The organism is Mesorhizobium sp. M0848, from assembly GCF_040319805.1.
In the GTDB taxonomy this organism is placed as follows: domain Bacteria; phylum Pseudomonadota; class Alphaproteobacteria; order Rhizobiales; family Rhizobiaceae; genus Mesorhizobium.
This window is the reverse complement of the sequence record NZ_JAMYOM010000016.1, coordinates 128,431-139,708: the sequence shown is the minus strand read 5'-3', so window position 1 is coordinate 139,708 and position 11,278 is coordinate 128,431. Positions and strand designations below refer to the sequence as shown.

At 61.4% G+C, this 11,278-nt stretch carries 14 protein-coding genes, 1 other RNA gene and 2 pseudogenes; 10 read left to right on the top strand and 7 right to left on the bottom strand.

The annotated features are described in order from the left end of the window. Positions 1-18: 18 nt before the first annotated feature. Positions 19-813: a molybdate ABC transporter substrate-binding protein gene (modA, locus tag NKH95_RS19625; RefSeq protein ID WP_352892596.1), complete on the bottom strand. Its 795-nt coding sequence runs from the start codon at positions 811-813 to the stop codon at positions 19-21. Positions 814-911: 98 nt separating this feature from the next. Between modA and NKH95_RS19620 the strand changes: the two are divergent. After that, positions 912-1,113: pseudogene (locus NKH95_RS19620) on the top strand (TOBE domain-containing protein). Between the two features lie 22 nt (positions 1,114-1,135). On the opposite strand, the gene NKH95_RS19615 reads toward NKH95_RS19620, so the two are convergent. From NKH95_RS19615 to NKH95_RS19600, 4 genes are all read right to left on the bottom strand, one after another. After that, the gene (locus tag NKH95_RS19615; protein WP_155930600.1) at positions 1,136-1,531 is read right to left on the bottom strand and encodes a hypothetical protein; all 396 of its coding nucleotides are present in this window, start codon (positions 1,529-1,531) and stop codon (positions 1,136-1,138) included. Continuing rightward, positions 1,510-1,929, bottom strand: coding sequence for a hypothetical protein (locus tag NKH95_RS19610; protein ID WP_352723419.1), 420 nt, complete (start codon positions 1,927-1,929; stop codon positions 1,510-1,512). The genes NKH95_RS19615 and NKH95_RS19610 overlap by 22 nt, the downstream gene beginning before the upstream one ends. Continuing rightward, positions 1,926-2,720, bottom strand: coding sequence for a thymidylate synthase (locus tag NKH95_RS19605; RefSeq protein WP_109668127.1), 795 nt, complete (start codon positions 2,718-2,720; stop codon positions 1,926-1,928). Before NKH95_RS19605 ends, NKH95_RS19610 begins: the two co-directional genes overlap by 4 nt. Before the next feature lie 157 nt (positions 2,721-2,877). Continuing rightward, positions 2,878-3,189: a DUF2853 family protein gene (locus NKH95_RS19600; protein ID WP_023813086.1), complete on the bottom strand. Its 312-nt coding sequence runs from the start codon at positions 3,187-3,189 to the stop codon at positions 2,878-2,880. Between the two features lie 170 nt (positions 3,190-3,359). Here NKH95_RS19600 and ssrA point away from each other — a divergent pair. Continuing rightward, positions 3,360-3,719, top strand: a transfer-messenger RNA (tmRNA) gene (gene ssrA, locus NKH95_RS19595). Positions 3,720-3,831: 112 nt separating this feature from the next. Next, positions 3,832-4,361 (top strand): annotated as a pseudogene (locus tag NKH95_RS19590) (AAA family ATPase); the annotation flags it as partial. 27 nt (positions 4,362-4,388) lie between these two features. Here the strand turns inward: NKH95_RS19590 and NKH95_RS19585 are convergent. Further along, positions 4,389-5,594, bottom strand: a complete 1,206-nt coding sequence (locus NKH95_RS19585; RefSeq protein ID WP_352892594.1) for a multidrug effflux MFS transporter — start codon at positions 5,592-5,594, stop codon at positions 4,389-4,391. A gap of 188 nt (positions 5,595-5,782) precedes the next feature. Between NKH95_RS19585 and NKH95_RS19580 the strand changes: the two genes are divergently transcribed. The 4 genes from NKH95_RS19580 to NKH95_RS19565 all read left to right on the top strand — a co-directional run bounded on the left by NKH95_RS19580 (position 5,783) and on the right by NKH95_RS19565 (position 7,555). Next, on the top strand, positions 5,783-6,472 hold the full coding sequence (locus tag NKH95_RS19580; protein ID WP_352733505.1) for a TetR/AcrR family transcriptional regulator: 690 nt from the start codon (positions 5,783-5,785) through the stop codon (positions 6,470-6,472). A 118-nt stretch (positions 6,473-6,590) separates the two neighbouring features. Continuing rightward, a complete protein-coding gene (locus NKH95_RS19575; protein ID WP_352892591.1) occupies positions 6,591-7,127 on the top strand; it encodes an SspB family protein in 537 nt (178 codons plus the stop codon). 9 nt (positions 7,128-7,136) lie between these two features. Beyond that, on the top strand, positions 7,137-7,334 hold the full coding sequence (locus NKH95_RS19570) for a DUF4169 family protein (protein WP_352761671.1): 198 nt from the start codon (positions 7,137-7,139) through the stop codon (positions 7,332-7,334). After that, positions 7,331-7,555, top strand: a complete 225-nt coding sequence (locus NKH95_RS19565; protein ID WP_352892587.1) for a ribbon-helix-helix domain-containing protein — start codon at positions 7,331-7,333, stop codon at positions 7,553-7,555. Before NKH95_RS19570 ends, NKH95_RS19565 begins: the two co-directional genes overlap by 4 nt. Here NKH95_RS19565 and NKH95_RS19560 read toward each other — a convergent pair. Continuing rightward, positions 7,552-9,354, bottom strand: a complete 1,803-nt coding sequence (locus NKH95_RS19560) for a chloride channel protein (RefSeq protein ID WP_023813095.1) — start codon at positions 9,352-9,354, stop codon at positions 7,552-7,554. The two genes, NKH95_RS19565 and NKH95_RS19560, sit on opposite strands and share 4 nt — an antisense overlap. Positions 9,355-9,510: 156 nt before the next feature. On the opposite strand from NKH95_RS19560, the gene NKH95_RS19555 reads away from it, so the two are divergent. The 3 genes from NKH95_RS19555 (at position 9,511) to NKH95_RS19545 (ending at position 11,278) form a co-directional block, all read left to right on the top strand. Then, on the top strand, positions 9,511-9,948 hold the full coding sequence (locus NKH95_RS19555) for a MarR family winged helix-turn-helix transcriptional regulator (RefSeq protein WP_352551848.1): 438 nt from the start codon (positions 9,511-9,513) through the stop codon (positions 9,946-9,948). Between the two features lie 126 nt (positions 9,949-10,074). Then, positions 10,075-10,380, top strand: a complete 306-nt coding sequence (locus NKH95_RS19550; protein ID WP_352551846.1) for a hypothetical protein — start codon at positions 10,075-10,077, stop codon at positions 10,378-10,380. 16 nt (positions 10,381-10,396) lie between these two features. Beyond that, on the top strand, positions 10,397-11,278 hold the full coding sequence (locus tag NKH95_RS19545) for a sigma-70 family RNA polymerase sigma factor (protein ID WP_352551844.1): 882 nt from the start codon (positions 10,397-10,399) through the stop codon (positions 11,276-11,278).

Genomic DNA, 11,278 nt, shown 5'->3' with positions numbered 1-11,278 from the left:
AGATGAAGCCCCTGGAACTCAGTTGCTCGGCGCGAGCACGGTAAATCCCTGATCCTTGAACAGCGCGGCCGCCTTGGCCGACTGCAGGCATTTCAGGAAAGCCGGCGTGTCCTTGTCCTTCGAATCGGCGGTCTGGGCAATCGGATAGATGATCGACGGATGCGAATCCTCCGGGAAGGTGCCGACCACCTTGACGCCCTTTTCGGCATGCGCGTCGGTGGCATAGACAATGCCAAGGGCGGCTTCGCCCGTCGAAACCAGCTTCAGCGCCGCGCGCACGTTTTCGGCCTGCGCCACCTTGCCTTCGACCGTGGACCAGACGCCGAGCGATTCAAGTGCGGCCTTGCCGTATTTGCCGGCCGGCACCGCCTTGAAATCGCCCATGGCGAGCTTGCCGTCGCCGATCAGCTTGGCGAGGTCAAAACCCTTCTCGATCCTGGTGTCGACCGCCGAGTCCTTCGGCGCCACCAGCACGATCTGATTGCCCAGCAGCTTCACTTCGGTGTCCGGCTTGGTCAGCTTCTTGTCGGAGAGATATCTCATCCAGTCGACGTCGGCCGAGATGAAGACGTCGGCAGGCGCCCCGCCCTCGATCTGTTTGGCCAGCGCCGAGCTCGCGGCATAAGAGACAGTCGCCGCCTCGCCGACATCGGCCTCGCAGGCCTTGTTCACGGCGTCGAGCGCGTCCTTGAGGCTGGCCGCGGCAAACACCACCACCTTGTCTTCAGCATGTGCTGCAGGCACCGCCGCCATCAACATGACCGCAAAACCCCCAATGGCGATCGCCCTTGATCCAAAACCTTTTCGCGTCATGGAAACTCTCCCTGATTGAATTCTGGCGGCCCGAAGCCTCCCAACCGATATATCCGCATGAATATAACAAGGGAAGGCCTGGCGCCTCCTGAAAGCGTCTGTACGACACCGATTGTTCGGTAAGACCGGCAAAGAAACCTTGGAAGGGAGCCACCACCTCGCATGTCATGATCGGCGTTGGCGGCGGCCATCGTCACCACCTCGATCACCAACGAGGCCGTCGCCGATCTCAAGCTCGAAAAGGGCAAGCAGGCCTATGCCGTGGTCAAGGCCTCGGACGTGATGGTAGGCATCGACTAGGGCCTGTCCTAATTTATTGGGCTTAGGCCGCAAGCCTATGGATCAAGGCATCTTCGACATAGATGCCATTGATGGTGTTGTGAGAAAATCGCACCTCACCTAGACCATCAACCCGCATGGCGATACCCAAGCCGGCGATGAGCCGGTCGTCCGCTGATGTGATCTTCACCTTGCTAAGATCTAAAATAGGCTCTTGTGGACGTGCCTTGCGCCAGTCAGCAGCAATGGTTGCCGCATCGAGATATTTTTTTTCGAGATCCTTTCGTGGGCCGCGATAGGCGATAATCATGCGCCAATTGTCGACGTCACTGTTGTACAACCATAGTGCAGCTGCAACTCCGAATCCCTTTTCATCAAGAGCACGAATTAGGTTGATGCCGGCGTCGATGTCGATCCTTACCAACGATCCTGAAGCCATCTGAATATTCCTTGCTCTTCGTCGACCATCGCGTTTCGCATGGCCGTCGCCTCGAACACATCTATCATATCGTAACGCGAAGCTTCATTCCAATCTGAGACCGCCGACCAATGGCCATCGAATACAGGCGACGCCGTCCGGCTTTCGGTAAGATCCACAGACAAGCCAGCCAACGCCACAAGCCGGTTGAGGTCATGGCTGTAAATGTCTTGGACGAATTTCTTATCAGGAATGGTATCCGGCTGAAAAAGCCGCGAAATTCGTGACTTGATGGCAATTTCCGCAGCGTACCCGAAAAGATAGTAAGCATTCGAATAGCGTTCGTTCTGAAACAAAAGTTCTGCGTCTTGCAGCTTCGCATTGGCTATGGCTTGAAGCGCGGTCCGCTCTAGCGTCATACCGCTATCGGCGCCTTGATCGATGCATCGGCGACGTAGTTTTCCAGCCGGAAATCCTCGAAGCGGAAGGCGAACAGGTCCTTCACCTCGGGGTTGATCCACATCGTCGGCAGCGCCCTCGGCGTGCGCCGCAGCTGTTCGCGCGCCTGCTCGAAATGGTTCGAGTAGAGATGCGCATCGCCAAGCGTGTGGACGAAATCGCCGGGTTTCAGCCCGGTGACCTGCGCCACCATCAGGGTCAGCAGGGCATAGGACGCGATGTTGAACGGCACGCCGAGAAAGATATCGGCCGACCGCTGGTAAAGCTGACAGGAGAGCCGCCCTTCCGAAACGTAGAACTGGAACAGGCAGTGGCAGGGTGGCAGCGCCATCGCTTCCACCTCGGCTGGATTCCATGCCGAAACGATCAGCCGCCGCGATTGAGGGTTTTTGCGTATCTCCTTGAGGAGATTCGCGATCTGATCGATCGAGCCGCCATGGCCATCCGGCCAGGAACGCCACTGCTTGCCGTAGACCGGGCCGAGATCGCCATTCTCGTCGGCCCATTCGTCCCAGATCGAAACGCCATGGTCGGTGAGGTATTTGATGTTGGTATCGCCGGCCAGGAACCACAGAAGCTCATGGATGATCGACTTGAGATGCAACTTCTTGGTCGTGGTGACGGGAAAGCCGCGCGCCAGGTCGAAACGCATCTGGTAGCCGAAGACGGAGCGGGTTCCGGTGCCGGTGCGGTCGCCGCGATCGGCGCCGTTGTCCAGCACGTGCTGCAGGAGGTCGAGATACTGGCGCATCGGTTCCGGCTCGATTCGGTTGTCCAGCCATCATAGCTTACGGACAGGCAATCGAACACCACAAAGCAGCGCAAGCCCTGCCCGAAGCCCGCCAGTCCCCAACAACATCAGGGCTGGCGCATGGACCGCGCCAGCCCTGCGAATTGAAGCGCGGTCGTCAGAGGGAGCCGAGCTTGCCCAGGTCCTTCGCGACGAGGTAGTAGAAAGTCACCCGGCTCTTGGTGTTGTCGGCAGCCATTGCCTTGCAAGTCTTCTCGATGGATGCATCGGCCTTCGCTGCATCGCTGATGCCGAGCTTCTTGGCGACCCAGTTGTCCCTGACACGCCCGAGTTCCTTCGGGTCGGTGCAGGATACCAGCGAGGAATCGCGGTTCCTGAGCGCGATGCCCAGGTGCTTGACGATCTTTTCAACCGCATCAGCACTGGCGCCGGCATCGTATTTCTTCACGTCTGCAAGATAGTCGGCCATCAAAATTCCCCTCGTCGGCGCCACGGATCCGATCGATGAGGGCTGTGGCGCGCTGCTGCAACATGTGCGCTAGGTCGGTAACTCCTCACCGGGGCAAAGCTTCGGTTGAGACCGCGCCCAAGTCAACCCTTTGGACTTGCGGTTTTGTCAGGGGGACAAAGTGCCATTGCGGCCTTCCATTTCTTGCGATGGCCCCCTATATTCGGTTTGTCGGCTTGACCGACTATGGCGATAAATGGGCGATGAAATAAGCCGTTCGGACCCGGGGGCGGTACCCGGCGCCTCCACCAAAAGCCGCTGCTGATGACAGAGCGGTTTTTGCTGGGGGCGAAATAGGATCGACGAAGGTGTAAAGATCGTACTTTTGCCCGGCATGGTACCACCGTCATCGGGCTAAACCTGTAGTTGCAAATGACAACTATGCGGAAGCACGTCTCGCCGCGTAAGCGGTGCGACAGCTTCAAATCAAGCCCTAGAGGTTCGCACTTCTAGGCGGGGTTCGGAGGTACCTGGCAACAGAAACCTCCACTTCTCCCCTCCTCAACATGCGCTACGCACAACGGCAGCTCCCGCTGGCCGGTCCGTCCAACGGCTATGAGCCGCGAAGGCGCACCGCCGCGTGCCCGTCTCTATGGACAAAACATGCAAAACGATTCCGATCGATTCTTCGTGCTGACCGGTGGTCCCGGATCCGGCAAGACCACCCTGATCGAAGCCCTGCGCCACGCAGGCTTTGCCACCTCGGTGGAAGCCGGGCGCGGCATTATCCGCGACCAGTCCGCCATTGGCGGATCCGCTTTGCCCTGGCGTGATCGCGCCCTGTTCGCCGAGTTGATGCTGGCATGGGAGATGCGCTCGTATCAAATTGCGCGAAAACAGACCGGGCGTCCTGTTTTTTTCGATCGCGGCGTTCCGGACGCGCTTACCTCAGGCTGAGCGGCCTGCCGCTACCCGAACACGCCCGCGCCGCAGCCAAGCGCTTCCGCTATCATCAGCGCGTCTTCGTCGCCCCGCTTTGGCCGGAGATCTTCGCGCAGGATGAGGAGAGAAAGCAGACGCTTGAGGAGGCCGAGCGTACCCACCATGCGCTGGTCGGCGTTTACAGGGAGTTGGGCTATGAACTCGTCCCGCTGCCTTTGGCGACGGTCGAGGAGCGGATGCGCTTCGTGCTGATCGAGGCAGGATTGGGATTTGTTTGCTTATTCCGCCGGTGCCTCGGCAACCTCGCGCGAGCGGCCGAGCGTGACCTTGGCCAGCGTGAAGGAAATCACCGCACACAGCGTGATGCCGGCCACCATCGGCAGCGGCGTACCGTCGAAGAACACGCCTGCGACACCCATGGCGAGCGCACCGATGGCGAAATGCAGCGTGCCCATCAGCGCCGACGCCGTACCGGCGATCTCGCCATGTTCTTCCATGGCCAGCACCGAGGTGGTCGGGATGACCAGGCCGAGGAAGCCGTAGCCGACGAACAGCAGCGCCGCCATCACGTCGAGCCGGTCGATACCCGTCGCCATCACCGCGAACAGCACCACCATCGTCGTCGCATAGCCGGTCACCGCGACGCGCACCACGCGCCTCAGGCCGAAGCGCTCGGCCAGCAGCCCCGTCATCTGCGACATGCCGATGAAGGCGACCGCGTTGATCGAGAAGAACACGCTGTAGACCGAAGGCGACAGCCCGTAATGGTCGATCAGGATGAACGACGAACTCGACAGATAGACGAAGAAGCTGGCAATGCCGAAGCCGGCGATCGCCGTCAGACCAAGGAAGTTGCGATCACCCATCAGGAAGCGGTAGGCCGACAGCGCTGTGCCGAAGGAGGACCCGGCGCGATCTTCCACCGGCCGCGTCTCCTTGAGCGAAGTCGCCAGAAGGATGGTGGCCAGCAGAGCCGCGCCCGTCACCGTCCAGAACACGGCGCGCCAGCCGAAATTCTCGATGACCACGCTGCCGGTCAGCGGCGCCAGGATCGGCGACACCGAAAACACCAGCATCAGCAAGGACATCAGCTTGGCGGCCTCATTACCGGTGTGCAGGTCGCGCACGATGGCGCGCGGAACGGCCATGCCGGCGCTGGCGCCAAGCCCTTGCAGGAAACGGAAAGCGATCAGCCATTCGATGGTCGGCGCCATTGCCGAACCGATGCCGCCGACCATGAACAGCGCAAGGCCGCCATAAAGCGGCAGCTTGCGGCCGACCATGTCGGAAATCGGCCCGACGACGATCTGGCCAAACCCCATCGACAGGAAGAAGATCAACAGGCTCATCTGCACCGCAGCGGTGCTGGCATGCAGATCCGCGCCGATCGACGGCAGCGCGGGCAGATACATGTCGATGGCGAACGGGCCGATGGCGGACAACAAGCCGAGCACGACCGCGATGCGGAGGAATTTGGGACTCATGATAAAGGCTTCTTTCAAATCTGGTTGCCGCCGCCAGGCGACGTCTAACCTAGGACGTTCCATCCCGTGAGATTCCGACACCTCAAGAGCGAATTCCATTCGTCTCTCTCGCGCGAAATCTCTTTATCTTGTGTCCACAAATTTAGACACTCTTGTCTAAATCGTCAATCACCTCTATATAGTTTTTTATGAAGCTGCACGTTTCTCCTGACATTTTCCCGCCACGCGGCCATGAGGCCAAGCGCCTCTCGATTGTCGATTCCGCGGCTGCCGTGTTTTGCCGCGAAGGTTTCGCCGGCGCCAACATCGATCTGATCGCGGCCGAAGCCGGCGTTTCGCGCCAGACGATCTACAACCATCATGGCGACAAGGAGAAACTGTTCGTCGCCGTGGTCCGCGACCTCACCGAACGCTGCAATGCCGGCATCTTCGCCACCATTGCCACCTTCCCCGACCAGCCGGGGGATCTCGAAGCCGATCTGATCGGCTTTGCCGTGCGCTTGAACCAGAATTGCATCTGCAACCGCGACGGAAAATTCCTGCGCAAGCTGATCCAGACCGAAGGCGAGCGCTATCCCGAACTGTTTGCCGAATGGCGCGAACAGGGTCCGGGCAGGACATGGCCGGCAATCGCCGCCCGCTTCGCCCGCCTCGCCTATGGCGGCTATCTCACGATCGAGGATCCCGACGTGGCGGCACGCCAGTTTCTTGGCCTCGTCAACGCCGAACTGCAGACCACCTTCATGCTTGGCGGCTCGCCGCGCGAGGACGAGGTGCTGCAATCCGCGACCAATGGCGTGCGCACCTTCCTGCGCGCCTTCGGCAAGCGCCGGTCCGCGGCATCGTCCGAAAAGCAAAGCGCGCTCGCCAGCGCCTGAGCGATCAAATCGCTGGCAATAGTCTTCGCTTCCGCGCGAGGGTGATCTATATGCGGTTTACGCCGCCCTCAAGCTTGATTACAGCTATGCGGACGATTCAACGGAACCCGACCGCCACATGGCCGACGACCACATCCGCTACGACATTCTGGCCCAGGAGGCGTTGCGCGGCGTCATGCGCAAGGTCCTGGCCGAGGTCGCGCGCACCGGCCTCCCCGGCAACCACCACTTCTTCATCACCTTCCTGACCGGCGCGCCGGGCGTACGCGTGTCTTCGCGGCTGCGCGAGCGCTATCCCGAGCAGATGACCATCGTCATCCAGTTCCAGTATTGGGACCTGAAGGTGACCGACACCGGCTTCGAGGTTGGCCTGTCCTTTTCCGATGTGCCGGAAAAACTCGAAATCCCGTTCTCGGCCGTGCGCGGCTTCTATGATCCGTCGGTCAATTTCGAGCTCGAATTCGACGTCAAGACGGATGGCGCGGCAGCCGAGGAACCGGCTGCGCCAACTCCGGAGCCGTTGACCATCGTCTCCGAGAAAAAACCGAAGGCCGAGAAGAAGGCCGCCGCCGAGGCGGAGAAGAAGCCCGTAGCTGCGGACGCCAGCACCAAGGGCGCCGAAGTAGTCTCGCTCGACGCCTTCCGTAAGAAATAGACCGGCGGCATGGCCGAAATCGTCAATCTCCGCCAGGCCCGCAAGCAAAAGGCGCGGGACGAGAAAGTGCGCGTCGCCGAACAGAACCGGGCACTGTACGGTCGCTCCAAGGCCGAAAAAGAACGCGACCGCAGCGTCGCCGACAAGAGCGAAAAATTCGTTGCCGGGCATCGTCGTGAAAAGCTCGGCGACCCCGACCGTCAATGAGCCCGGTCGAAAAGCGTTCCGTGACCATTCGCGGCCACCGCACCAGCTACTCGCTTGAAAAGCCCTTCTATGACGACCTCGTCGCGATCGCGGCGACCAGAAAGCTGACGCTCGCCGCTCTTGTCGCCGAAGTCGACGAGACAAGGCCCCGCGACACCAACCTGTCCTCGGCGTTGAGGCTCCATGTGCTGGAATGGGCGAAGCACGCAGAGAGAATCTAAAGGCTTTCGACGGCGTCGTTCTTTTTCGTGTGTCTGGTGCCGAAGCCAAGCAAGGTCGAACGCTCGCGCTCCTCGGCCTGTTTCCTGGACCGCACGCGCATCAAATCCTTCCAGCCGACATAGCCGACCAGCAACGAGCCTTCGCGAGTGACGACGGGCAGATGAGAGACGTTGGCCAGCAGCAGTTTGTCGGAGAGGCCTTCGAGATATTCGTCCGGATAGGCCAGCGTCACCTTGCTGCCGGCCAGCAGTTCGCCAAGCGTGGTGGTGCGGTGCGTGCCGGCGCGTCTCCAGCGCAATATCGCCGGCGGATCGATGAGGCCCAGCACATGGCCGCGCTCATCGACCACCGGGAAACTCGGATGCCGTGTTTCCGGCGCTGTCAGGAACGCTGCCGCGCCATGCAGCGTCATCGTCGCCGGCACGCTTTCGACTTGTGACGTCATCACCTCGCGCACCCTGGTCAGGGCGAAAGGGTCGACGCGGTATTCGCGAACCAGATGATGTCCCCTTCTGGCGATCTTTTCGGTCAGGATCGATCGCTTCATCAGAAGCACGGTGACGGCGTGCGCCGCAGCGCAGGCAGCAATCAGCGGCACCAGCATATGCGTGTTGCCGGTCAGTTCGACGGCGAAGAACGTGGCGGTCAGCGGCGCACGCATCGTGCCGCCCATCGTGGCGGCCATCGCCAGCAGCGCCCAGAAACCCGGATCCGCGGCAGGCAGAACGCCGGCGAGCACAGCGCCCATGGCCCCGCCCATGATCAACAGCGGCGCCAGCACACCTCCCGACGTTCCCGAGCCGAGCGCTACCGACCAGATGATCGCCTTCACCACCAGCAGGAGGAGTGCTGCCGTCGCGACGGTGCGGCCGTCCAGCATGTCAGTGATGTTGTCATAGCCGACGCCGAGCGCGTGCGGCTCGATCAGCCCGCCGATGCCGACCACCAGTCCGCCAAGCATCGGCCACCACATCCAGTGGATCGGCAGCTTCTGAAAACCGTCCTCGCAGGCATAGACCATCTGCGTCAGCAGCCCCGACAAAAGTCCTGCACAAACGCCGATCGCCACCCAGCCGGCAAGGCCGACAAAGGACACCTCCATGCCGCCCTGAAACGGAAAGATCGGTCCGGGCAGATGCAGCATGGTGCGCTCCACCTCGGCGATAACAGCCGCGACCGCCACCGGGATGAAGCTGCGCGGGGTCCATTCGAAAAGCAGCAGTTCGACCGCAAGCATGATGGCGGCGATCGGGGTTCCGAACACCGTGGTCATGCCCGCCGCAGCACCGGCCACCAGCAGCGTCTTGCGTTCGTTGTCGCTGACCGGCAGCATCTGCGCGATCAGCGAACCGATCGCGCCGCCGGTCATGATGATCGGGCCCTCGGCGCCGAACGGTCCGCCGGAGCCGATCGAGATCGCCGACGACAGCGGCTTCAGGATCGCCACCTTGGCGTCGAGTCTGGAACGCCCGAGCAGAATCGCCTCTATGGCTTCGGGAATGCCGTGACCGCGGATCTTCTCGCTGCCGAAGCGCGCCATCAGGCCGATGATCAGCGCACCGATCACAGGGACGATGACGGAGGCATAGCCCAGCGGCGTGTCCTCGAGCTTCAGATCGGCGAGCGTGAACTGGCCAAAATAGGCGATGTTGGTGGCCAGCCGGATCAGCTTCAAAAGCGCGATGCCGGCAACCAGTCCAGCTGTCGCCACCACCACGGCAATGGCGGCGACGAACAGCACCCTGGCATCCGTGGTGAAATCGCGCAGATGCTCCGGGTTCGAGTGAGGGGTCTTCATGGCAGTTTGCTTCCTGGCGGCGCGCCGTATGTCTGAGATGCGGCACGGTCGAAGCGGCCAGCCGGGCTTGTTGGTGGATATGTATCGTAACACGATATAAATATTCAAGCCGGTTTCGCCCGAAATCCGTTTGAGCTTTCGCCGGAAAACGAACACATGTCTGATATGTCGCAGCCACAAAAATCACGCCCCGCCATCAGCCAAGCCGATTACCAGCGGCTATCGGAGTTTCGCTACCTGATCCGCCGCTTCCTCGAATTCAGCCAGGTCCAGGCGGAAGACGCCGGCCTGACCCCGCGCCAGCATCAGGCGCTGCTTGCGATCAAGGGATTCCCCGGCGGCGGCCCGGTGACGGTTGGCGATCTCGCGGAACGCCTGCGTATCCGCCACCACAGCGCCGTCGAACTGGTCAACCGCCTCGGCGAGGCGGGGCTGGTCACAAGGGATCAGGACAAGGACGACCACCGTCGCGTGCTGCTGCAACTGACCGAGCGCGCCGACGATTGTCTGGCCGAGCTGTCGGCGGCGCATCTCGACGAGCTGTCACGCATCGAACCGATGCTGCGGCGGCTGCTCGATCGGGACCATGCGTGACGTTCCGGGGGTTGCACGGGATCGGGTCGAACTATTTTGCCGGCAGCCCGAATCCTTTTGGTTCGCCGCAACGTCTCGGAAATGAGCGGCCCGCAGGGCGCAAGGCAACAAAGAGGAATGACCACGATGAAACGCCATTTGATACGATACAAGACGAAACCGGAACGGGCCGACGAGAACGAACGGCTGGTCAAGGCCGTGTTCCAGGAGTTGCGGGAAAAATCGCCGGACGGCGTTCGCTACATGACGTGGCGGTCCGACGACGGGACCTTTGTGCATCTGGTCGAGACGGAAACCGAAGCCCATGCCGACATCATCACCGGGCTGACGGCATTCGAGGCCTTTCAGAATGGCATCAGGGATCGCTTGATCGAGCGTCCGCAACGCGAGGAAATGACTGTGGTGGGCAGCTACCGTATGCTCGACCAGTAATGGCGATCAGAGGCGCATGAACATTCCCGGCCAGATCCGCGAGCCTTTTGATCGCCTGTTTGGTGAGATGCGCCCCAAGCTGCACGGCTACTGCGCCCGCATGACGGGCTCGGTCATCGACGGTGAGGACGTGCTGCAGGAAGCCCTGACCAAGGCGTTCGAGGCGCTGCCCAACGCCGGCCCGATCGCCAATCCGGAGGGCTGGCTGTTTCGCATTGCCCACAATGCTGCGCTCGACTTTCTGCGCCGGCGAGCCCGTGAAAGGGACTTTTCCGATGCGGACCCGGACATGATCGTCGACCCTGCAAACCCCACCGTCGATCGCCAGACAGCGGCGGCCGGCCTGCATACCTTCATGCGCCTTCCCGTCGCGCAGCGAAGTAGCGTCATCATGATGGACGTTCTGGGCTATTCGTTGCAGGAAATCAGCGCCACGCTCGACACCAGCATTCCCGCGGTCAAGGCGGCGCTCCATCGTGGTCGCCACCGGCTGCGCGATCTTGCGGACGAACCGGACGACCGTCCTGTTCCGAGACTGAGTGCGGCGGAGCGTCTGCTGCTCAATGCTTACATCGATCGCTTCAATGCCCGCGACTTCGACGCGGTGCGCGACATGCTGGCGGATGAAGTCCGGCTGGAGCTGGTGGCCAGGACACGGCTCAATGGCCGCAAGGAAGTGGGTACCTATTTCGGCAACTATTCCCGGGTGCAGGATTGGCGTTTCGTGCCGGGCTTCGTCGAAGACAGGCCAGCAGTGCTCGTCCGTGACAGCGATGATCCGGCGGCGCGGCCTTCCTATTTCATCCTGCTGGCCTGGCAGGACAGCAAACTATTGACCATCCGGGATTTTCGCCACGCCCGCTATGCGGCAGAGAGCGCGCAACTGCTCGTCCTCTGA